21 protein-coding genes are annotated in these 23,853 nt (G+C 45.2%); 6 read left to right on the forward strand and 15 right to left on the reverse strand.

Going from position 1 to position 23,853, the window contains the following annotated elements:
- Window positions 1–61 precede the first annotated feature (61 nt).
- From AB1K91_RS15595 to AB1K91_RS15610, 4 genes are all read left to right on the forward strand, one after another.
- On the forward strand, window positions 62–1,993 hold the full coding sequence (locus AB1K91_RS15595; RefSeq protein WP_413091125.1) for a putative bifunctional diguanylate cyclase/phosphodiesterase: 1,932 nt from the start codon (window positions 62–64) through the stop codon (window positions 1,991–1,993).
- Window positions 1,912–2,406, forward strand: a complete 495-nt coding sequence (locus tag AB1K91_RS15600) for an EAL domain-containing protein (RefSeq protein ID WP_413091127.1) — start codon at window positions 1,912–1,914, stop codon at window positions 2,404–2,406. The genes AB1K91_RS15595 and AB1K91_RS15600 overlap by 82 nt, the downstream gene beginning before the upstream one ends.
- Window positions 2,407–2,476: 70 nt before the next feature.
- Window positions 2,477–4,171, forward strand: a complete 1,695-nt coding sequence (locus AB1K91_RS15605; protein WP_413091128.1) for a DUF6044 family protein — start codon at window positions 2,477–2,479, stop codon at window positions 4,169–4,171.
- A gap of 13 nt (window positions 4,172–4,184) precedes the next feature.
- Window positions 4,185–5,177, forward strand: a complete 993-nt coding sequence (locus AB1K91_RS15610; RefSeq protein WP_413091130.1) for a glycosyltransferase family 2 protein — start codon at window positions 4,185–4,187, stop codon at window positions 5,175–5,177.
- Window positions 5,178–5,316: 139 nt separating this feature from the next.
- On the opposite strand, the gene AB1K91_RS15615 is transcribed toward AB1K91_RS15610, so the two are convergent.
- The 9 genes from AB1K91_RS15615 to AB1K91_RS15655 form a co-directional block, all read right to left on the reverse strand.
- Complete coding sequence (locus AB1K91_RS15615) at window positions 5,317–7,107, reverse strand: solute:sodium symporter family transporter (RefSeq protein ID WP_413091132.1); 1,791 nt, start codon at window positions 7,105–7,107, stop codon at window positions 5,317–5,319.
- A gap of 92 nt (window positions 7,108–7,199) precedes the next feature.
- Window positions 7,200–8,378, reverse strand: a complete 1,179-nt coding sequence (locus AB1K91_RS15620; protein WP_413091134.1) for a hypothetical protein — start codon at window positions 8,376–8,378, stop codon at window positions 7,200–7,202.
- An 85-nt stretch (window positions 8,379–8,463) separates the two neighbouring features.
- Window positions 8,464–9,318, reverse strand: coding sequence for a VOC family protein (locus tag AB1K91_RS15625; protein WP_413091135.1), 855 nt, complete (start codon window positions 9,316–9,318; stop codon window positions 8,464–8,466).
- Window positions 9,319–9,426: 108 nt separating this feature from the next.
- Window positions 9,427–10,611 (reverse strand): NupC/NupG family nucleoside CNT transporter, encoded by a 1,185-nt coding sequence (locus tag AB1K91_RS15630; RefSeq protein WP_413091137.1) that lies wholly within the window; start codon window positions 10,609–10,611, stop codon window positions 9,427–9,429.
- 197 nt (window positions 10,612–10,808) lie between these two features.
- The gene (locus AB1K91_RS15635; RefSeq protein ID WP_413091139.1) at window positions 10,809–12,896 is read right to left on the reverse strand and encodes a Na+/H+ antiporter; all 2,088 of its coding nucleotides are present in this window, start codon (window positions 12,894–12,896) and stop codon (window positions 10,809–10,811) included.
- 92 nt (window positions 12,897–12,988) lie between these two features.
- On the reverse strand, window positions 12,989–13,867 hold the full coding sequence (locus tag AB1K91_RS15640; protein ID WP_413091141.1) for an aldose 1-epimerase family protein: 879 nt from the start codon (window positions 13,865–13,867) through the stop codon (window positions 12,989–12,991).
- Window positions 13,864–14,685, reverse strand: coding sequence for a sugar-phosphatase (yidA, locus tag AB1K91_RS15645; RefSeq protein WP_413091142.1), 822 nt, complete (start codon window positions 14,683–14,685; stop codon window positions 13,864–13,866). Before yidA ends, AB1K91_RS15640 begins: the two co-directional genes overlap by 4 nt.
- A gap of 74 nt (window positions 14,686–14,759) precedes the next feature.
- The gene (locus tag AB1K91_RS15650) at window positions 14,760–15,491 is read right to left on the reverse strand and encodes a GNAT family N-acetyltransferase (RefSeq protein WP_413091144.1); all 732 of its coding nucleotides are present in this window, start codon (window positions 15,489–15,491) and stop codon (window positions 14,760–14,762) included.
- Complete coding sequence (locus AB1K91_RS15655; protein ID WP_413091145.1) at window positions 15,485–16,153, reverse strand: peptide-methionine (S)-S-oxide reductase MsrA; 669 nt, start codon at window positions 16,151–16,153, stop codon at window positions 15,485–15,487. The genes AB1K91_RS15650 and AB1K91_RS15655 overlap by 7 nt, the downstream gene beginning before the upstream one ends.
- 263 nt (window positions 16,154–16,416) lie before the next feature.
- Between AB1K91_RS15655 and AB1K91_RS15660 the strand changes: the two genes are divergently transcribed.
- Both AB1K91_RS15660 and hisA read left to right on the forward strand, forming a co-directional pair.
- The gene (locus AB1K91_RS15660) at window positions 16,417–17,934 is read left to right on the forward strand and encodes a glycosyltransferase family 2 protein (RefSeq protein WP_413091147.1); all 1,518 of its coding nucleotides are present in this window, start codon (window positions 16,417–16,419) and stop codon (window positions 17,932–17,934) included.
- A gap of 75 nt (window positions 17,935–18,009) precedes the next feature.
- Window positions 18,010–18,777: a phosphoribosylformimino-5-aminoimidazole carboxamide ribotide isomerase gene (gene hisA / locus AB1K91_RS15665; protein ID WP_413091149.1), complete on the forward strand. Its 768-nt coding sequence runs from the start codon at window positions 18,010–18,012 to the stop codon at window positions 18,775–18,777.
- Between the two features lie 19 nt (window positions 18,778–18,796).
- On the opposite strand, the gene AB1K91_RS15670 is transcribed toward hisA, so the two are convergent.
- The 6 genes from AB1K91_RS15670 to AB1K91_RS15695 all read right to left on the reverse strand — a co-directional run bounded on the left by AB1K91_RS15670 (window position 18,797) and on the right by AB1K91_RS15695 (window position 23,732).
- Window positions 18,797–19,135, reverse strand: a complete 339-nt coding sequence (locus AB1K91_RS15670; RefSeq protein WP_413091151.1) for a hypothetical protein — start codon at window positions 19,133–19,135, stop codon at window positions 18,797–18,799.
- Window positions 19,136–19,226: 91 nt separating this feature from the next.
- Window positions 19,227–20,120 carry an NAD-dependent epimerase/dehydratase family protein gene (locus AB1K91_RS15675; RefSeq protein ID WP_413091153.1) on the reverse strand — a complete coding sequence of 298 codons (894 nt, stop codon included), beginning with the start codon at window positions 20,118–20,120 and terminating at the stop codon, window positions 19,227–19,229.
- A gap of 12 nt (window positions 20,121–20,132) precedes the next feature.
- Complete coding sequence (locus tag AB1K91_RS15680) at window positions 20,133–20,756, reverse strand: DUF1796 family putative cysteine peptidase (protein ID WP_413091154.1); 624 nt, start codon at window positions 20,754–20,756, stop codon at window positions 20,133–20,135.
- 90 nt (window positions 20,757–20,846) lie between these two features.
- Window positions 20,847–21,752 (reverse strand): NAD-dependent epimerase/dehydratase family protein, encoded by a 906-nt coding sequence (locus AB1K91_RS15685; protein WP_413091155.1) that lies wholly within the window; start codon window positions 21,750–21,752, stop codon window positions 20,847–20,849.
- A gap of 13 nt (window positions 21,753–21,765) precedes the next feature.
- Window positions 21,766–22,977: a glycosyltransferase family 4 protein gene (locus tag AB1K91_RS15690; protein ID WP_413091157.1), complete on the reverse strand. Its 1,212-nt coding sequence runs from the start codon at window positions 22,975–22,977 to the stop codon at window positions 21,766–21,768.
- A 116-nt stretch (window positions 22,978–23,093) separates the two neighbouring features.
- Entirely contained in the window at window positions 23,094–23,732 is a 639-nt protein-coding gene (locus AB1K91_RS15695) for a hypothetical protein (RefSeq protein WP_413091159.1), read from the reverse strand.
- Window positions 23,733–23,853: the final 121 nt, after the last annotated feature.

Here is a 23,853-nt window from a genome sequence, read left to right on the forward strand (position 1 = left end):
CTTATGTTACCATGCCTGTCCAATTCAGGTAATCCTTACTTTAGTCGCAGGAGGAAAGACGTTGCTGTCGTTTATAGAAGGTATACATCTATCATTTACAATCACCAGCATACTGCTCTTAAGTATACTCACCAGGCTCGTATTATACGCCAGCCAGCATATGATGCGTACTGCGGTCAGCGCCTGGAAAGTGACAGCAGTATCCTTGGGAACCGGATTGAGTGCCGTATCAGCCACATATTCATTCACTTTGTCCATTGATGCCGGTCCTGCCCAGCAAGCAACTTGGCTTTTCTTTGCCATCAACTTCCTCGTAACTTCCATCAGTGGCGGTTTAATCCTGCGGGTAATCCGCAACCCAATCGGAAACACAAAGTATGACTTACTGATCAGCTTCCTGCTGGCCTTTTTGATATATATGATACATATGTTCACACCGTTTTCCCTGTATCCGTCATTACTTGAAATCCATCCTATCGAAGTACTGACTTCGGCTGTTTTGACACAATCGACTGTATTCTCTTTATTCCGTTTTCTCAATCTGTATACCAATGGAGAAGAATGGAAGTGGAACAAATTACTGCTGCTATTTGGGAGTCTAATGTCAGGAATCGCTATTGTCGGATTAGGTTATAGCATCTTTGCAGCTTTCACTTCCTATAATTCAGCAGTATCTCATTATTTGCAATTCCTGTTGCCGACAGCTGTCGTTCTGATTACAAACACAGCCTTGACCGTCATTCCTCTGCTCTATAGAAACAGGGCTCTGCTGACAACAAGCCAGCTTTATGACTCCTTATTCCACGACAACCCTTACGCTGTCCTGGCAGTCGGAGAAAATGGGACAATCCAGCACGCCAACCAGGAAAGCCAGTTATTGATCGGCTGTGACGGAGAGAGGATCAAGCATTTAGAAGCAGCAAGTCTGTTTCCAGATGAGGAGCAATTTCACGACAGCCTGGACATTATCCAGAGCGGAAGTTCCCATCACTGGGACACGAAACTCTTGCGAAAATCCGGTGAACGGGTGGATGTTCATGTCACCGGCATACCAACGGTTTTGAAGCACCACATTGTCGGTTATTTTTTGGTGATAAAGGACATCACCAATACGATCGAAACAGCCAAACAAGTGGAATTCCTTGCTTATCATGACGATCTGACCAAACTGCCAAACCGCCGCTTGATGCAAAAGCAGATGAAGAATTATGCGGACAACGGGATATCGTTCAGCATCCTGCTGATCGATTACGATTTGTTCAAGCGAATCAATGATATCTTCGGGCACTCCTTTGGAGATAAGGTTTTGGTGGAAACAGCTGCCCGACTTGAAGGAATCCTTGACGGAAAAGGAACGGTCAATCGGATCGGGGGAGATGAGTTTCTGCTTATTGTTCCAGAAACGTCTTCCATCCAGCTTGCCGAATCCATTGTTTTACAATCCCGACAGCCAATGCGGCTTCAGGATTACGAACTCGTCTTACAGGCTAGCATCGGTATCGCATCCTATCCAGATCATGCTAATGATATGGATAGTCTCTATAAATATGCGGACATTGCCATGTATCAAACAAAGGAAAATGGCGGAAATGGATATACTGTTTTTCATCCCAATATGGCGGAGAAACAGGTGCTTCGTTTCGAAATCGAACATGAATTGCAAAGGGCCATTGATGTTAGAGCCTTCAGCCTGTATTTCCAGCCAAAATTCGATAGCTTCTCCCGCAAAATCACCGGAGCCGAAGTATTGCTGCGCTGGCTTCATCCCGAACGCGGCTTCATCCCGCCGAATGTATTCATACCTATTGCCGAAGAGAGCGGCTTGATTGTCGCGATTGAACGCAGCGTTATTGAGCGAGTGATGGCATGCCTTTCCAGATGGCGGGAACAAGTCGATAGCTGCCACATCCCTTGCATATCCATCCCGTCATTACGTTCCTGCAAGATGATTTCCCCAGCTTCTTTCGAGAACGACTGGAGCAGTTCAGCTTGAATGGAAGCATGCTGGAGCTGGAGATAACCGAACGCGTTGTGATGCAGAATGAAACAAAGATAAATACAATCCTGCAGAAATTGCGCGAAACAGGTGTCAGAATCAGTATTGATGATTTCGGTACTGGTTATAGTTCCTTAAACTATCTGGATAAGTTGCAAGTCGACATTCTTAAAATTGATCAAACGTTCATTCAAAATATCGAATATAACCAAACCATCGTTGCCACGATTCAGTCGCTCGCTGAAAACCTGCAGCTGCATACAATTGCTGAAGGAGTGGAAACCGAGGCTCAGCTGCAAGAACTTCGTAGACTCGGCTGCAAGGAAGTGCAAGGTTATCTGTTCTCCAAACCCCTGCCCCAAGCCGATTTCGAATCAACCTATATATTACGCATACCTGCGGATGCTTAGCATCCCGGGTATTTTTTTTGCATAGAGCTTTGTCTGATGCTGCATACTAACAGCACTACTTTGGGAGGATGTGGGAATAGTGCGGTCATATGCAAACAAAAAAGCTGTCATACTTTGTGTGGCAGCGATACTTATTTTCGTCTCCCCCCTATTCCTGCTTGGTAACGAGGCTCATATCCGGGTACATGATAATCTTGACTCCAACCTTGCGTGGTATAAAGTACTCGCTGAAAGTGGTCAAATGTTTGGCGGCGTCCATGCAGTCATTCCCCAGATCATCAACGGACTGCCTCGGGATGCACTAGGTACGGAATGGACGCTCATCGTTTGGCTCCATGCTTGGTTTTCGACAATGACGGCTTACGCAATCAGCCAGCTGCTTACCCGACTGATTGCATTTCTTGGTATGTATTTGCTGCTTCGTACACACATCATCCGCAACGTCAAAGCACATTGGATTGTGGCTCTTGTTTCTCTTGCATTCGCACTGACACCTTTTTGGCCATCCGGGATGCTAAGCACAATGGGGCATCCATTGGCACTGTGGGCTTTCTTATCCATTCGGGCAAATAAAGCAAACTGGAAGCATTGGCTTGCCATTTCATTATTACCGCTGTACGCGAGTTTCGTTTTGGGATTCTTCTTCTTTCTCGTGCTCATGGGAGTGGTCTGGCTAGTTGATTTGATTCGCTATCGCAGGCTGAACCTGCGTTTCTTGGGAAGTATCATCTGGATGACGGCTTTGTTCCTAGCAACAGATTATCGGCTTGTCTACACAATGATAGCCGGTTCAGAGACAATGCATCGTGTTGAATTTGTATCTTCCAGACAGGATTTTAGTCAAACACTCCGCTTGTTTTGGAAAAACTTCCTACTGGGACATAATCATGTGATGACTTTACACACTTTCATCATCCTTCCAGTATTGGCAATCACTTTGCTTTTGGTTCTCTTTTGCCGTAGAAAAACGAGGCCAATGAACGTATATCTCGGTCTGACAGCTCTGAATCTGCTGCTATCCTTTTGGTACGCCCTCTGGTTCAATAAGATTTGGAAAATGCCGAAGGAGCATATCGATCTGCTTTCTGCTTTCAATTTTGCCCGCTTCCATTTCCTCCGTCCACTCGTCATCTACGCAAGCTTCGGATTGGCTTGTTATTTGCTCTGGCAGTTAGGTAGGCGGGGCATAAGGGTTTTTGTCTATATTTGTCTATGCTTGCAGCTTGTCGTATTGGCATTATCCAATGAAGAAATCGTGTATGGCCTTTATAAGAACACACCTAGCGTCGAGGCTTTTTATGCGGTGGAACAATTCAAGGAAATACGCGAGTATATTGGTTTTCCTCAAGATACTTATAAAGTGGCCAGCATCGGCTTGCATCCTGCTATCGCTCAATACAACGGTTTTTACACGGTCGATACATATAACAACATCATCCCATTGGACTACAAGCACCATTTTCGTGAGGTCATTGCAGATGAACTGGCAAAGAGCAAAGACTTGAAACGCTACTTCGATGAGTGGGGCAGCCGATTGTACATTTTCTCTGCCGAGCTTGGAAAACATTATGACTTCCGCAAAAATACCGAGCGTACAATCAAGGATCTCGAATTGGATACAGAAGTTTTACGCAAATTAGGCGGAACTTATGTGTTGTCGTCGGTCTTGATCGAAAATGCCGCCGCCAATGATCTGCAATTTGAACGGAGCTTCGAACATCCCGACTCCGCTTGGAAAGTCCATCTATATCGAGTTCGTTCCTGAAGGAGAGGAAAAAATGACTGTTTCATTGCCTGTACTGACATTAGTGATTCCTTGTTATAACGAAGAAGAAATTTTGACAGATACATGTTCCAAACTTACGTCGACACTGGCAGCACTGATTCAGGAGCAGCTTATTTCGCCTGCAAGCACAATTTTGTTTGTGGATGATGGCAGCAAGGATGATACTTGGCAGCTGATCAAGATAGAACACCTGGCCAATCAATTTGTTACTGGCATCAAACTGGCAGCCAATGCAGGTCATCAGCGCGCACTGCTTGCTGGTATGATGCATGCCAAGGATTACTCCGATTGTGTCATTACCTTGGATGCTGATTTACAGGACGATATCTCTGTCATCCGGACTTTTGTGCTCCGGTTTCTTGAAGGCTATGAAATTGTTTATGGTGTACGGAATGATCGTACATCCGATACCGGTTTTAAGCGAAATACCGCAGCACTCTTCTATCGGCTGATGGAGATGCTCGGAATCCGGCTGATTTCCAATCATGCCGATTATCGGCTGCTGAACCGTCGGGCCCTTACAGAATTAAACCGTTACAGCGAATCGAAGCTCTTCCTCAGAGGAATCATTCCGCAAATCGGGTTTCGATCCGACATCGTAACTTATGAGCGGAAACCCCGGCTTGCCGGAAAAACAAAATATCCATTGAAGAAAATGCTCAATTTTGCCTTTGAAGGCATCACTTCCTTCAGCGTAGCTCCTATCCGTCTCATTACTGTTGTCGGCTTTGTTCTGTTTCTTATCAGCATGGTGGCAGCTGGTTATGCAGCCTTACAGAAATTTTTCGGCGACCCGGATGCAGGCTGGACTTCCCTGATCATCTCCATCTGGCTGCTCGGTGGATTGCAGCTCATGGCAATCGGTATCATCGGTGAATATATTGGTACAATTTTTGCTGAAGTAAAAAAGCGTCCTTTATATACAGTTGATAGCATCCTAGGGCAAATACATGCACGAGACGGCAATCACTTTACGAAAACTTAACAAATATTTTGCACTTCAGCATTATTTCTGTTAGAATGTCTTACAAACAGGATACCCCCAAAATATTTCTGTTTTGTTTGCTGCTGTGTGCTCAGTAGCAATGAAAAAGCCACTCTTCCGAGTGGCTTTTTTGCTTTCATCAATCCTCGCTTAGGCGTGTGTTACGAGCGCTCTTTGTTTGTCTTGCAACATACTTGCGATACTTGTTATGCCATACTTTTATGGAGACGAGATAAAGTAAGATGTTTGATACAACAAGTATTGCAATCACCGGCCAGAACCAGGTCGATACTGCTGCGTCTTCGTAAGCTAACCCTATCGGTGAAAAGATGACATAAAAAACGATAATTGAAAAGATCAATGTGATAGATACGGGTATGGCGTGCTTCCACGGGACAAGATGATCCTCCCCATTCTCCGCATAAAAGATAGGTTTGATTGATCTTAACGGTTTTACTTTGGCCATTATAAGCATGAATGCGACCTCGATTGCCAACAAAATCCCGTACACGTGAATATAGTTGATACCAGGATCCCAATCGAATATCTGCCGGAATCCCCACACCATCATATAGTAAGCGATGACGTGGAATATGATCACTACTTTAGCAGCTGAAGCTGGTACACGCTTGAAGATCATCCCCATCAGTACGATGACAAGAATCGGTATATTGAAAAAGCCTGTAAACTGCCTGATGAGATTCCATAACCCATCGGGTGCATACATAAGAAATGGTGCCACAAAGAAGGAAACCAGTGCAATGATGATTCCAAGAATCTTGCTGACTTTGATCAATTTATCGTCCGAAGCATCCGGTTCGAAAACAGGTTGGTAGATATCCAGTACCAGTAAAGTAGCGACGCTATTCAAGATGGAGTTAAAACTGCTCAGCACGGCGCCGAATAATACAGCAAGGAAAAAGCCCAGCATCCATACCGGCAATACATCACTGACAAGTGTCGGATAGCTCAAATCCCCATTCCCGATCGAATCGCCATACAAATGAAATGCGATGACTCCAGGTATCAACATGAATATTGGAACCAATAGCTTCAAGTACCCTGTGTAAAGGACACCTTTTTGTCCTTCCACCAGATTCTTCGCCCCTAAAGCTCGCTGAATGACATATTGGTTCAGCGCCCAATAAAACAAATTGGCAAATAGGATACCCGTAAAAATGGAAAAGAACGGAACATTGTCTGTACTGCTCCCAATGGCATTCAGCTTCTCCGGGCTATTCTGCACAATATGCTTCATCCCCTCCACCATGTTTCCGTTTCCGAGCAGGATAAAGCCAAGTATCGGGACAAGAAAACCAATGATGACCAACCCTATCCCGTTCAGTGTATCAGATACTGCCACTGCTCTCAGTCCGCCAAATATCGCATAAATGGCACCAATTATACCGACGAACCAAACCGTCAGCCACAACGACTGTGTATATGAAATGTTCAGAAGCTCCGGAAGGTCGAATAATTGGAGGACGGATACACCGCCTGAGTAGAGCATGGAAGGAATTGTCACACACATATACCCGAGCAGGAACAACATGACGGTCAATCGCCGCACAGTCTCATCATACCGTTTGCTCAGGAATTCCGGTATGGTGGAAATTCCGATGCCAAGGAACTTTGGCAGCAGGAAGATCGCCATGATGATTGCTGCAAGACCAGCTGTCACTTCCCACGCCATGCCCGACATATTGTTGGTAAAGCTTTGTCCATTCAGGCCGATCAGCTGCTCTGCAGATAAATTCGTCAACAGTAAAGAACCTGCTATGAATACTCCCGTCAATCCGCGACCGGCAAGGAAATACTCATCTGCCGTGCTGACATGTCCTTTCGTCATATAGTAAGATACGACTGCGACCAGTGCCATGAAGAAGGCACAGGACAGCAAGATAAAAATGATTTCACCAATACTGAACATGCGATCACCCTTTATGTAAGATAGCCTGGAATTTATCAGGCATCTATTACGTAACCGTTATCATGCTGAAGGAAACCTGTTTCTATCTTTTTTTACGTTCGTACATACACTAGTTCATATTGATTTTCTTCCCGCAAAGCAACCCAGGCTAATTGCAGCTGCAATAATTCGGCAATCTGCTGTTTCGCTTGCTCGACAGAAACCTGTTTTTCATTTTGGATACTATCCGGCAATCTGTCGACGATGCATTCCCTGATCAATCCGGAATGGATACCGACATGGATGCTCGCTTCGACTCCTTCTACAGGAATACCAGACTTTGTATAAGCGAAAAGGAAAATGCAGGCCGGCTCGAGTTCATCCTCGATCGCAGCATCCGCGGCCAGCTGCGATCCTGCATGCTTCCACTCCTCCAAAGGCTGGTCAACGACTTCGGAAAGAAAGTGAACAGCTTGCTGCTTCAGCTCTTCCTCCATCCATCTCCTGTTTTTGTTCCATGGCGTAGCCCCAGAATAAAACAGCACATCTTGATTCTTCCTGATGGCAATTTGATCTGGTATATCCTCGATCGGATGCTGATCCACAATAACTTTTTCTGCCCAAAGCTGCACATCATTTTCATTATAATAATTGATGAAATCATCGGTCATACCCATCATGCTTGCCCAATCCCCTGGCTCGAGTTCATCCTCGATATCCGATAGTACCGGCGGTAATTCGGTGTATAAAACTGTACCGTCTGTGTGCACGCCAATAACCTGATCCGACAGCTTATAAACCGCCTTGTCGCCTTCAGCTGCAAGAATGATAGGTGCTTCAGCAAGCAATTTCCCTTTTGCTTCTTCCATATCCATCAATGCATCACTGTCGATCAACTTATACGGAATTCGATAAAGCTGTGCTGCCGTTACAAAGCCCGAATCATGGACCTCCACAGTCAATCCTGCTCCAGGTAGCGGCAAATGGTGAACCGGATCCGTTTCGGCTAACAGAATCACCATGCTATGCTCGGCTGGTTCTGCTTGCATTACTTCAACTTCCTCCGGATAGAAAACAGCAGCAAATCGCTCGGCGATCAGCCGTGCATCAGTTCCTGTCTTTGCCGGCATCGTCATTTGTAAGTCAAATCCAATGAGGTCCCCATTGTCATCTATATCCACCAAGCCACATGGCTCCTCTTCAGCTGTCAATAAATGCAGCAAACTGCCTTCTGCCGAAAACTGCACCTCAACAGGAATGAATTGCTTGAGTTTCTGTATCAAATCTTTCATTCATAAACCCCTTTTCACTTGAGTTCTATCATTATGGCATATAAATAAAAAGCGACACAACAGCAGCTGCTATTGTGTCGCTTCATCAATATTCATGCAGGACCAATCTTACATTCGAACCTACCGGATCTTTGAGGATATACACATTATTTTCCTGATTGACTGATAATCCTGTTGCCTTTGCCCTCGCCGCTGCTGCCAGGAGTGTCTTTTCATCCGGAAAGACGATACTGAACCACTCCATACCAGCTTCATCTGGATTTACAGAAGGAGCATTGGCTCCATGCCATGTGTTCAGCCCAATATGATGATGGTAACGTCCTGTGGAGACAAATAACGCACCAGGATATCCGGAGACGACGGTCTCAAAGCCTAGCACATTATTGTAAAAAGCAGCTGCATCACCTAAATGACGCATGTATAAATGGATATGTCCCATGATCGTACCATCCGGAAGACCATGCCACTCTTTCTCGGATGCTTCTTTCAATAAACTATCCCCATCGAGCGGATCCGTAGTCATCTGGATTTCTCCATCGATCCAAACCCAGTCTGCATCCGGCTTGTCTGCATATATCTCAATACCATTCCCATCCGGATCATTCAAATAAATCGCTTCACTGACACCATGATCAGATGCTCCGAATGGAACTCGATTCAACACATAAAATTTCACTACATCCGCCAAATCTGCTCGTGATGGCAGCAGCAAGGCAAAATGATACAGACCAGCATGCCGATCCGGTTTTCTTTGAAGCCCCTGTCCTTCCTCGAGATAAAGCAGGATTTCGCCTCCGGTTCCCAGTGATACCTTACCTTGGCTTTCTTCTATGATTCGCAGCCCGATAACTTTTGTATAATAAGCAACAGATTGTGCCAGATCTGCTACACGTAGCTTCACTTGACCAATATAAGTCTGCGGTGGTTGTTGATAGTGCATTCAGGATCCCCCTCATAACTTACTTTATGTAAGTAAGTATATTTAAGATATCTATTTACGTCAAGTAACAAAAAAAGAACACCACGCTTTGCGTGATGTTCTTCTTGTTTATGGCATCAATAGACCAACAATCGTTGCAGATAGGAAGCTGACAAGTGTAGCACCGTAAAGCAGCTTCAAACCGAATTTCGCTACAACATTTCCTTGTTTTTCGTTCAAACCTTTCACCGCACCGGCAATGATACCGATAGAAGAGAAGTTCGCAAAAGAAACAAGGAATACAGACACGATGGCAACAACGCGATCACTGAAAACAAAGTCTCCGCCAGATAGAGTTTGCATCGCAACGAATTCATTTGATACCATCTTCGTAGCCATGATGCTTCCTGCATCAACTGCTTCTGTCCAAGGCACACCCATAAGGAATGCGAATGGTGAAAATACATAACCAAGCAAGTCTTGGAAGCTGATGCCGAAAATACCCAGGAAGATATTATTGATCATGGCGATCAATGCAACAAAACCGATCAGCATCGCAGCAACAACAATCGCAACTTTGAAACCATCCAGGATATATTCCCCGAGCATTTCGAAGAAGGATTGCTTCTCGCCTTTTTCTTCCTCGATCATATCTTCCTCAGGATCCACATCATATGGATTGATGATGGAGGCGATGATAAAACCGCCAAACAGATTCAACACAAGTGCCGTAACGACATAACGCGGATCAAGCATTGTCATGTACGATCCAACGATAGACATGGAAACAGTCGACATTGCAGATGCACAAAGCGTATACAAACGATGGCGCGGCAGCAAGGCAAGCTGTCTTTTCAAGGAAATGAATACTTCTGACTGACCCAGAATAGCCGATGCAACTGCATTAAAGGATTCCAATTTCCCCAGACCGTTCACTTTGCTTAGAGCCAGACCGATATATTTAATGATGAACGGCAGGATCTTCCAGTATTGAAGGATACCGATCAAAGCAGAAATAAATACGATCGGCAGCAGGACATTCATAAAGAATACGGATCCTTCCACATTCACCAATCCACCGAAGACGAAGGTGATTCCTTCAGCTGCATAGCCAAGCAAGAGGTTAAAACCGTCCGAAATTCCTTTCACCAAGAAGTTTCCTACTTCTGTATTCAATAGTATGAATCCAAGTACAAGCTGCAGGACGATCATGATGATGATCGGGCGAATCTTGATCATTTTTTTATTCGAACTAGCAATCCAAGCTAATCCCAGAAACACGAATAAACCGATGATGCCGATAATATAACTCATGTTGTTCCCCTTTCGCATATATAGCCAAAACTGCGACGATGTTAGTCATCAAAGTAAAACATATTTTTCACAACGAGTCCTATTATGCCATATTAATTCAACAATACGTAGAACCATATCAAAAATAAATATATTGAGAATAGTCAAACTACTAATCTTGAGTTTACAGCCTTGCCCAAGGAAGGACAAGGCTGTGCTCAGTGAGAGGAATCCACACTTAAAACGACCATTTCATCATAAGTTACAGCTTCTCTTAGTTTAGCAGCTGTCGCCACAGATATACGTTCTTCTTGTACATATTCATGAATCGCATCCCGCTCCATCCGGATCGCGCGCATCCGGAACTTATGATGCTGCTCTTGATATGCTTCGTCGCTTTCGAAAGAACGATAGCGCCCAACTAATTTTTTGTTGTATATCTGTGTCACAATCAAGGATTCATGTCGGTTTGAGGAATTGGTCTTCTCCCGTATAGCATCGATAGCTGCTTGTGCCCCGGCAGCTCGCAAATGTTTCAACTCATTCCCGACATCCGGATTTTTGCTGAGAATCTGTTCTGCATGCAGATCCCAATTCTCTTTCCATCGCTTACGGAACTTGCGTCGGATCCTGGCTATTTGGAATGCTCGTCTGACCCTGCTGAAGGTAGTATTGACAATGTATTGCTCCGGCTGGGTGATAAGCACCTGATACAATTGATAAGCTTCTTCAGAAACCGCATTTTTTGCTGCCATGTCTTCAATGCGTCTCTGCTCTGCTTCCCTGCCTACTTTGATCAAGGATTCAATCGTTTGCTTATTCGGATCTTGCAATATCCCTTTCTCCAAATCAACAAGCTGTTCTTCCAAGTCACGCACAACCAAGTTAACCGATAGCTGTGTTTCCCTGACAGCGTCCGCCTGCAGCTGATTGATCGTCTGTTTCAGGATCAGACGGTATGCTTCCTTGAATGATAGCATTCCATCATCTTTCTTCACTGGTTTGGGAATTATGATCGGCAACGCTACTGCTGCGAATATCAGACTGAGCAGGATCACTCCTGTTGCTACGAACAATACTGTATTCCGCATTGGGAATAGCGACCCGTCATCAAGATAAAAAGGGATGGACAATGCCGTCGCCAGCGTAATTGTCCCATGGATTCCGCTCGTAGCCATGATGAGGGCATAAAAGGTGCGTCCCACATTTTCGGTTTCCTCTGCCTTTTCTTTCATTAGATAGTTCCTGGAAATAAAACGCTCCATCCGGCTCTTTGGAAGTGTTGTAAAAGGTTTATACAAACTGTACACCCATAGGAAACGGATGCAGAATAAAGCAAGGAAAACGATGATGATAACCCCGAACAAACGGCTCATGGCAATTTCATTCGTATCCTGAATTCCCTGATACACTTCGGGCAATAAGAATCCTAACAAGACAAAAACAAGACCATTCAATACATATTCAACAATTGTCCACGTATTATTGGACAATATTTGCAGCTTGGTAGTCGTCTGCTGCAGGCGATCACGTTCTATTCCGTGAATGATACTGGCGGCAACGACTGCCAGAATGCCTGAAACATGTACTTCTTCTGCGAGTACATAAAGGAAGAATGGTGTCATTATCTGTAGGACGATAAGCATGGAATCGTCCTGGAAGCCGTATTTCAACAATTGCAGCCTGATGGTGACAATCAAATATCCTGCCACAGCACCAATGATCAATCCGCCTATGGAGACGAACAGGAATTCACCCGAAGCTCCCCCGAATGAAAAGACACCGGTCAGCGCAGCGGCAAGTGCCACCTTGAAAGATACGATACCAGCCGCATCATTCAACAGTGACTCCCCTTCCAATATCGGCATGACATTCGATGGCAGCTTCAATCCACGTGTTATTGATTTCACTGCTACATTATCCGTCGGGGATATCGTTGCAGCCAAGGCAAAAGCAACTGCAAGCGGCATGGATGGAATCAGCCAGTGAATCAAATATCCACCAAGCCCGACCGTAAGGAATACAAGTCCGAAAGCAAGCAATATAATCGGGGTCCTAAGCTGCCATAATTCTTTTCGGGAGGCTTTTTGTCCCTCACTGAACAGAAGCGGAGCGATTACACAGATCATGAATAACTCAGGCTCGAATTCCAGAGACAAGTGAAGCGGAAGTAAAGATGCCCCCAATCCCAAAACAATCTGAATCAACGCAAGCGGCAAAGGCAATATCTTACTTACTGCGGTTGAAAGGATGACCGCTAATAATAAAACGAACAAAGCTGTAAAAAAACTCATGCTGTTTGTCATACCTACCTTCTAATAATATTAGCTAGTTTACCATGATTGGCTCTTTTCAAACCTAAAAAGACCGCTGCCTCAAAAGGAGCGGTCTGCCTTTTTTAGAAAAAAGTCATTTGATAAGAAGTCGTGAATGCAGCTTCAGGCGCCAGCTGCTGGATCCCTGCCTTTTCGGATAGAACACCTGTGGAATCTATCGTATCAGCGATTCCGAACCATGGCTCGATACATACGAAAGGAGCGATCGTACCTGCTTTGGCATCATACTTGGACCAGACTCCAACATACGGAAAACCTTGCAGTGAGACCGCTACCCCATTCCCCTCGCTGGATTCAAGACGCACCTCTTCGATTCCATCGTACACAAGCGCATCATTCTCGAATAGCGCCGACTGAATCGATACAGCAGGCAATACAGCCGGCTGATCTTTCATTCGGATCAATCCATCAACAAGCTCATAAGTTGTGACTTGCTCATCTTTTACAGGCTTCAGGTGCAGCTTATAATCAGCAGCTTCCTCAAAAGTCTTAAGCGGGACACGAAAGGCTGGATGAGCACCAATGGAAAAGTACATCTGTTTATCCTTTTCGAGATTATTCACTTTCCATTCCACATACAGCCGATCTTCTTCCAGACGGTAACCTATTTCCACGCGGAATTCATACGGGTAAACCCCCAGGTATTTTCCGTTGGATTCAAATGTAAATGTAACAGAAGCGGCTTGTGTCTCAGCCACTTCGAAAACAGCATCCCGCAGGAAACCATGCTGGGAAAGTTCGTATGTCTTACCTTCAGCAGTATAACGTCCGTCCTTCAAACGTCCGACAATCGGGAAAAGGACTGGGGAAACCCGGCCCCAATAAGCAGGGTCTCCGCTCCACATATAGGAGAGCTCGGTACCCTTATGCAGCACACTTCTCACTTCTGCTCCCAATTCCGCAATCTCCACGCTCAATGATTCATTCTCGATGCGGATCATGCTTGTCCCACCTTCAGAATCATCTTCCGAATTGCTTCTGCGACACCATGTGCATTATTGGATGTTGTAATATAATCAGCTGCTTCCTTCACAGTAGAAATGGCATTTTCCATTGCCACACCGCAGCCGGCGTATTGAATCATGGATAAATCATTGCCATTATCTCCGATTGCCATTACCTCTTCCCGTTTGATACCGAGCTGTTCAGCGAGTTGCTTCACTGCACGTCCTTTGCTGGCTTCGGGATGTAAAATTTCATAGAAATATGGCGCACTCTGCACCATCGTAAAGCGTGTTTTCCACTCATCCGGTATATTGACAATCGTCTCGTTCAAGCGCTCTGGCTCATCGATGAACATCACTTTTGGTACGAGCACATCCCTGGAAATCTCATCGACAGCCCGGTAGTGAAGAGGCATCTTCGTCATGAATGATTCCAATATTGTGTAATTGCTGATATCGCGGTTTGATGTATATAAGTATTCCGAATCGAAGTAATGCATTGGTGTGCCGAGCTTCAAACTGAGCTGATGCAAATCGATGAAGTCACTATAAGATAGAGATAACTGTGACACGACTTCATTTGTATGAGCATTCTGGACAAGTGCACCATTGAAGGCAATGACAAAATCTCCGTCTTCATTCAGGATGAGTTCTTCCAAATAGCGATAAACGCCATGAATCGGCCGACCCGTACATAAAACGATCTTCACACCCAGCTTTTTTGCTTCTTGGAGCGCTTCATGCACTTCCATCGTCACTTCATGCTGATCATTCAATAATGTCCCATCCATATCTATTGCCACAAGCTTGTACATACTATATCCCCCTCTATTTATCGGTTGCTATGTATCTTCTCTACCAGTATATCGAAAGCGGACACAAATCGGTGCTATAAACCTTTATAGTAGGTTGCGATTTTACCCGTTACTGTACAGCCATTCTTCTCGAACACACGCTGCATCGGTACATTCTCTGCATGGGTGCTTCCCTCATATACGGCAGCGCCCATTTCATTCAACATCTTAAGGCTGGCAGCATGCACGATTTGACCGAGCCCCTTACCCCTGGCTGATGGCAAGGTACCAATATAATAGATACGACCTTCCTTCTCTCTTCCTGGTTCCAAATGAGGGATCGTCATGGCAACCGGCGTTTCATCCTGATAAACGATTCGACAGCTTAAACGCCAGTTTTCACCAAGAAGTGCTCTGACATCATTCAGCTGCTCCTCTATCGAACGAGTAGATGTTCGATTCGCCGACTGCGACATGCAGGATTTCCAAATATACGAAAATGTTTTCTCATCTGTTTCACCCATTCCGATATTCTCCCAACGATAATGACTGGGAAGCTGCAATTCGTCTGCCAGCTGTTTGCGAAATAGATACTTCCTGGCAAATAAATCATACCCATGATCGATCAAAAGCGAATGTAAGGTGTCATAACCTTTATCTTCCAGACATACAGTTACTCTAGTATGCACACAGGAACTTTTCCCCATGACATTCTTCGCATCTTCCAGTAAATGACACAGTTCTTCCTTGGAAGCTGGACCGATTTGCTCGATATCGACTTGGTTCGGGAACTGCGTCCGACGAAAACCAATGCGTGTCTCTACCATTTCAAATCATCCAGCAGCTGCTGCAGTCGATTCTTCTCTTCTAAAGGAATATTCCATTGAGATATTTCCTGCTTAATGGAAGCCAATGTGCCGTATTCCCTGACAAACCCATTCAGACGAGCTGCAATGGTGGAGGAGTGAAATGCCGTTTCATCCGAAAAATGACGCAATAACAGTTCTGTCGCCCTTTTGAAACGCTTTAAGTAATACTTCTGATGATGCGGCTCTGCCTCGGTAAAGTCATGCAAGGGAGAGATTTCTGTATAGATCGGCTCATCTCGATCACCTTCAAGCTGACGTTTTATGGTTTCCATCATTATCTTCTGTTCTGCATTCCGATACAGGAGAAGACTGATATACTGCCTTTCCTTGTAGGCAGGCCGGTTTGGATTATGATCACTCCAGAATTTGCGGAGCAGCAATTCAAGAGAGATTGTGTCCGGATCAAAAGTGATTCCAACCGTTTCCGTATGATCTCCCATCTGTCGGTATGTCGGATTGGATTTCGATCCGCCTGCAAATCCGACTTTTGTCTGGATGACACCTGGAAGCTGACCGAAATTTGCCTCCGGGCTCCAGAAACATCCCATTCCGAATACAAGCGTATCCGTCTGCTTATTTTCTAACATATGTTGTTCAATTGCTTGTATGTTTATGTCCATTTACCTATTCACCCTTCCTATAATAGAGATTAAGAACTGTTAATATATTCCTCATCATTCGGCAACAGTTGACGCATCCATTGCGAATATTCCCCTTATTTGACTAACGATTCATCATTCCATCAAGGTTTTGCTATGCTATTATGTGACTTATGAACCAGTTTTTCAAAAGCAAGAGCAGATTTAATTTCTGACAACTTCTACAACACGTGTTAACTTCCTGTAAGCCTGCTCGTTATAAAAAGAAGGAGGAAAGAAGTAAGATGATGACAGTACCAGGCAGCATGGAAACACGTGCTTTGCCACGCATAAAGCGTACCTACATGCGTCCAAGAATTGTAGCCTTCATTCCCGCTCACAATGAAGAGAAAGCGATCAATGATTGCCTGACTGGTTTGAAAGAGCAGGTATTGCCAAGCGGAGTGGAGCTTGACATCTTTGTTGTAGCGGACAATTGTACGGATCGAACGGAAGAGGTGGCAAAAGAAACTGCTGAAGAACTCGGATTATCTATTGAGCTTATCGTAACAGAAAATAATAAGCAGCGAAAAGTTGGAGCCCTTAACGCCGTTTGGAAAGCCATCTATGGCGACAACATGGATATCTACGAAATGGAACGTACCGACTACGAGATTGCATATCAACGATCTGTCAAGGCCATTCTTGGAATGGATGCTGACAGTCGGTTGGCTCCGCGTGCATTACAGCATTTATGGGATGGACTGATGAGCGCCCGTAATATCGGCGGCGTAATGGCGAAATACACAATGCGTATGCCGAAAAAGAAAAGCATGCTGTCCAAGGCTGATCCTTATTATGAGGAAAAACTGGAAAGCGGTGAGTATGGCGGTGCAATGTCGAGATGGTGGACACACCAGCAAAAGCAAGATATGGCCAGCTGGCTGCTTAGCTTGCAATATCGCGGCGGCAGCACGTATGTACTTGGCGGCCAAGCTACGCTTTTCCGACCGGAAGCCTTGTACGAGGTGATGCAAAGCAATAAACTGGACGGACCTTGGCAAAACGACACGGATGTAGAAGATATGCTGTTGACTTGGCAGCTTCAAAAAAATGGCTGGAAGACGCTGATTAGTCCGAAGGCTCGCTGCTTCGTTGATGCAATGCGCTCTTATCACACATTTCGCAAGCAGCGTTTGAAATGGAGTTCCGGCACAGTGAATCTGCTTACCGACCGCGATTTGTTGATGAAAACGAGGCATACTGGACATCTGTGGCGATCCCAGCTGAAATCCATGATGGATTTGCTTGTACGAGTCTTTTTCATTCTTCTATTGGGTGCTGCCATTGCAACAGATCAATTTGTATGGTCTTGGGTTTGGGTGATTCCAATAGTCCTCGCCTCCATTCTCAATACAATCCTGGCCTTGAAGACACCGATGCATCGACCCATTGACGTGATCCTCGCCTTCCTGCTGATCAGTCCGGAGTTATACTTATGGGTCAATCTCATTACCTTTGCACAAGTCTGGGCTGAAAAAATGTCCAATGATAAAAAAGATGGCTGGGCTAATCAATATCAAGCAGAAGCTGGTACAACGAAAAGCAAGCTTGTCCAAGGGATCCTTGCGTTTCTATTGATCATTAGCATTGCCGTTTTCGCTTGCTATTATTTCCGCGATTACCTGACAAGCGAGGCTGTCCAGCAAGCAACAAACCCTTATCTGATGGCAGGCTGGATCGTACTGACTGGGCTGACCATCCTCATGTCCCTTATTATGATCTATCAAATCTGGACTTTGCGCGGCCGGCACAGCGCATGAATTCGACAGACTGCCCTTCCTATGGCGGTCTGTTTCCTTTATACTTGGAGCAATAGATAGAAAGAAGGGATTCATTTGTTGTTCCGCCCATGCATCGATTTACATAATGGACAGGTAAAACAGATTGTCGGCTCCTCGATTACAGCTGGGAATGACCATATCATCGAGAATTTCGTATCCACGCATGATTCTGCTTACTACGCTGACCTCTTCAAGCAAAAACAAATTGCAGGAGGACATGTCATCATGCTCGGCCCCGGTAATGAGCAGGCAGCCAAGGAAGCACTGCAAGCTTATCCTGGAGGCTTGCAAGTCGGCGGAGGCATCCGTCCTGATAATGCGGCAGACTTTCTTGATGCTGGCGCAAGCCACGTCATCGTTACATCTTATATATTCCATGACGGCATGCTCGATGAAGAACGGCTTCTTAAAATCACTTCGGCTGTCGGCAAGGAACGACTCGTCATCGACCTAAGCTGCACGTACCATGACGGCAAATGGTATGTAGCCACCGATCGTTGGACAAAGCGCAGCAATTTTGAAGTCAATGCGGAGAATTTAGAGAAACTGGCAGCATTCTGCGATGAATTCCTCATCCATGCAGTTGATGTGGAAGGAAAGCGGAATGGAATCCAAGAAGAACTCGTATCCCATCTGGCCTCACATATGCCCATCACGGCAACATATGCAGGGGGTATGCGTTCCCTTGATGATATCGACCTGTTCCGGAAGCTGACAGATGATCGGATGTGCTACACCATTGGCAGCGCATTGGATTTATTCGGTGGCGATATTCCATTGGAAGCCGTAATGGCTAAGGAAATGAACGAAAGACCCTCCTGAAACCGGAAGGGTCTTTCGTTCATTTCAATTTATCTGTAAAATTCGACAGGAAATCCTGTGCTTTCTCCGTAAGGTTCCCAACAGCGTCATTGGCCTGATCTGCCAGGCCTTGTGCAGCTTCTGTCCCTTGTTCAGCTGCTTCCTGTCCTATTGCTGTTCCTTGTTCAGTAAGCTCCGCAGCTTGATCTGCCAGACCATCAACGCCTGTCGCTTCCGTTACTTGATCGACAGCTTGCTGCGCCTGCTCGGTCACTTGCTCTCCGTTCAACAGCTCACCCGCTTTATTTACAAGCTCTTCTGGTGCTATATCACTTATCTTGTTGCCGATAAGCTCTTTAAAGGAATCAAAAATACCCATATATACACCTCCTATGGGTTCACTATATGGCATGTGGGCACCACATACAACTCAAACCCATAGATTTTCGTGTAAAGAATCTGTGAACACTCTACAGCTGGGTCGTATATTGCCAAACATCTGCCAAAGATGCTTCCAAGGAACGGGTTGGCTGCCAATGGAGGGCCCTTATTTTTTCCGCCATCATCGGCAGCTTTGCTTCCATTGCCTCTTCCGTTTCTGACAGAACGGTAAAGTCGAATTTACTCACTTTACGGAAAACAGACAGTACCTCTCCCAAAGATACCCAACGTCCGGAAGTGATTTCATACGTTTCTCCTGATTTTCCATTAAGAAATAATGTCTCATATGCTTCCACCAAATCCCTGACATCGATGAAATCACGTGTCACAGCGGCATTACCAACCTGAATTTGAGTTTTTCCGGATTCTTGATGCTGTCTTAATTGTTTCGCAAATAGTGTACAGACGCCATTCGAAACTCCGGGACCTATTATATTGGAAGGCTTGGCAACCATCACATCGACTTGGAATAGATTATGCCATGCCAGCCCAACCGTCGTTTGCATCGTTTTGGTAAGACTGTACGGGTGAGTCGGCGATACCGCCCTGTCCAGTTCATCCTGCAGTACGCTTCCAGCAATCACTATGCGTGCTGAAAGCTCCAGGGCCCGAATCGCTTCAACAAGATGAAGCGTTGATCCTACATTTGCCTGCCAGCTTTTGAAAGGTGTTTTCCAAGATTCCGGCACACTGCTCTCTCCTGCAAGGTGGAGGATATAGTCTGGCTTTGTATCCTCCAGCAGTGTATGCACAGCTTCCTTGTCACTCAAATCAAGAGAGTGAATATGCAATGCTTCCCGATTCAAGTCCAGCTTTGTACGTCGAATTACAGCATGGACGGTATAGCCCTTATCCAGGAAGTGCCGTACTGCATGCTGACCAGTGAATCCGCTAGCTCCCGTAATCAAGATCCGCATACTCATACGTACCTCCTGTCAAATAAGGTAGACGTCCTGAAATAACTGAGCCCATAAGGCATTATTCCCTTCCCATATCTCCCCGTCCGGAAGCTCGACACTATAGACATTATCAATTGGCCAATGCTTTTCCACGATGCCGGAGACAGGGCCATGATTGACAACTAAAATACGAAAATCATTTTCAATGATCGATCGCAGAACACGCTGAAGCTCCGCTGTATCCTCAAGAGTCGCATTCGTCCTGATGAACAAAATGCGTTGAGCTGTAATCAGTTTTTCCAACAGCCGATCCACTCGGCGATCCAGCCTCTCCTTCACGCTGGGATACGTGGTAAGCTGGCTCAAACTATTATTAGCCGTATCAAAATCATGATTTGACATGATAAGGTTCTTATCATCCGAGACAAGCAGCATGTCATCTGATGCGTATCCAGCAATGCGTAGATTCTCCAGCAGCATGAAATCGGCGAAGCGCTTTTCAAACAGTTGTATAACGCTTGTAAGCAAAGGGGATCCCATCCAATCAATCGGGCCTGAAAATGGCCGGAGATTGTTCTTTTTCATTTGGATTGCCCCAAGACACAAATCCCCTAGACTGAATACTGCATCATAACCGCCTTTAATTAAATCATTTCCCACAACTATAACCCCTTTCGCAATCTCCCCTATTCTTATATAGATTCATTTGCCATTCATTTGGAAAGAGCAAACAGTCTAATTGAAGGAAAATCACGATCGATACCATGTTTTTCGGATACCATCCGAAAGATCGATGAATGGCTTCCAATTTAAATGGTTGATTGCTTTTTCATTGCTAAGACAGCTATGAGTGATATCTCCACTCCTGCTTGTTGTGAATTGATACACCAAAGAGGGCTCTAACTGTCTGAAACATTCTACGAGATCCAAAATGGAATTGCTGGTGCCCGTACTTGCATGATAGATGCCGCTCTCCTTTTGATCCATGGCAGCGATATTCGCAGACACGATGTCTTCTACAAAAATAAAGTCTCTGGATTGGGTGCCATCTCCGTGAATCATGATTGGTTCTTTGCGCATCAACTTTTCCAAGAAAACTGCCACAACACCACCTTCGCCCTTTGGCTTCTGACCAGGACCATAAACATTCCCATAACGTAGGATGGTATAAGGAAGCTTATAAAATTGGTGGAATAGCTGGATGTATTTCTCGGCTGAAAATTTGGACAATCCATAGTAAGAGATGGGTGCAGGTACATCCTCTTCTTGAACGATGTACTTCTGGATATTGCCGTAGACGGCGGAAGTCGACGCAAAGATGAATCTCTTGACACCAGATGTCCGGCTTGCTTCCAGCATATTTATCGTACCGCCGATATTTACATCTGCATCCTGTACCGGGGCAAGAATGCTTTTTGTCACATCTGCCTGAGCAGCAAGATGAAACATAACATCCGGCTTCTCTTCTATGACTACTCGATATGCATCCGCACTTTTGACATCAAATTGATACAGCTTCACTCCCTGCGGTAAAGCAGGTTCATCACCAGTAGAAAGATCATCCAAAACCACTGCTTCATGCCCTTCTTGCAGTAGCTTTTTTACAAGATGGGAGCCAATGAATCCTGCTCCTCCTGTTACCATCACTTTCATCATTGACCTCCCCCCGTCAGCTGTTCGGTACAAATCGCTTATAGATTTCCAAAAGTCGGTCTACGCCTGCTTCCATCGACCAGTGCTGCATCCCCCATTCTCTTGCCTGCTCACCCAGAATTTTTCGATATGCATCATCATCCAGCAAGGTTTCAATTCCACTCTGTAAGCTTGCTGAATCGGCCTTTGGTACGATCAAACCAGTAACGCCATGATCAACCATCTCCGGCAATCCCCCTGCATCGGACACGATGATAGCTTTACCGCTAATCTGCGCTTCGATTACGCTGAGCGGCTGATTATCCATGAGGCTTGGGAGTACACAAATATCTGCTAGTTTCAAAAGGACAGGGACATCATCTCGCTTACCAAGAAAAAGTACCTTATCATGCAAACCTTCAGCAGTTACACGGGCTTGAAGATGCTGTTTCCGATTCCCTTCCCCCACAATCCAGCATATCCAGTCATCGCGATCTTTCATGGAAGCAAGTGACTCAATAAGGTAATCCACGCCTTTCAATTCAATGAGCCTGCCAGCATACATAATTACCTTCTTATTCGGAGGAGTCTGTATCGTAGTTGATCGAGCTTGCTTTTCCAGGAAAGATTCGATCGAGAATCCATAATGCAGCTTTTCAAATTTATCTTCAGGTACGCCGAATTCTTCCTGCAAAATCTGCTGCAGCCAATCATTTGCAGTTATCGTTATATCAGCACTGGATGCACCCAATCTTTCAATCTGATCAAAATAAGCTCGTGCAAGTGCAGATGTCGGAGACTTGTGGATAGTCTGAAGCTGGTGACGTACCTCATGGGAAACCAACCCATGCAAAGTAGCGATAAGCGGGACTCCTTCAGGTCGGGCCCTATCCAAAGCCACAGTGGAAATGACATCATGTGTGTGGATAATGTCATATTCATCGAGTCCAAATTCTGCTGCAGCGAGCTCATAAGTGTAACGCTGCACTTCTGTGTACTCTACCAGGTGATTCTGATAAATCTTCGGATAACTATCTTTCTTCAAAATGCTTTGTATATAGGAAGACCAGCGCTCCTTGGGGATAACCTTGTTGTTGCCTGAGAGCTGAACGTAAGTATTCTCTCCGCCATACCCCATAACATCGACAGTATGCCCCAATTCTTCCAATCTGTTCTTCAGCTGGGAAACATAGTTCCATACTCCGCCAAGATGCGGAATGGACCAGTAGGTAGCCAACAATATTTTCATTCCATAACCTCCAATACCTTATAAAAACGTCCTACCATGAGCTTTAATTAGTATATGGCAGATGGTGAATCATGTGCTTGCCATAAAAAAGCTTCCTGCTTAACAGGAAGCCTCCATCAATCCGGTATAGCAGCCAAGATGTCCAGGTCCGGTATGGTAATCCTGCTGCCATTTATCTGGATGCGCCTTGTACCATCCTCATTCATTTCTGTTTTATAGCCATGCACGTGATCAGGCTGAAAAGGGGCTGGTGTTGCAGGAACAAGCGGCGGTGGCGCAACTGTTTCCTGAACTTCTTTAATTGATTCAGCTGCCTGTATGTCTGTACTTTCGACGACTGTATTGTCCGCAATTTCCAGCAAGGGGGCATCTGTATTTCCGACTGCTGATCCAATTGTTGCATCAGTTACAGGATCGATTACGGGATCGATTACGGGATCGGTTACAGATTGAATTACAGGTTCAGTTACAGGTTCAGTTACGGGAACACTTACAATCGGGCTGAATGCGGATACTGGATCAACGATAGCTTGCACGCCTGCTTCAGGAACTGATTCTGCAGCTGGGGATACTATGTTTTCTACAGGCATCGGCATTTCCTCTATCAACTCTGTCTCTGTCTCTGTCTGAACTGATGAAGGAAATGAGACAGGGAAGCCTCTTCTGGATGAGAATGCTCCTCCCCAGATTGTACCGCCTGCCCGATTGCTTAATGCTGCTCTGCCATATAATCGTGTCGGTATTTTATTCGGCAATTTCATCATCCTTTCCAAAGCCAGTATATGAGGAGCCTTCTTGTTTGTTATTCCTTGAAGTAAAAAATGTCATCCTGTGCTTATATCCAATCCCTTTTCTTATGTTTCCATATACTAATCA

This window comes from Terribacillus jepli (assembly GCF_047228925.1).
In the GTDB taxonomy this organism is placed as follows: Bacteria; Bacillota; Bacilli; order Bacillales; family Amphibacillaceae; genus Terribacillus.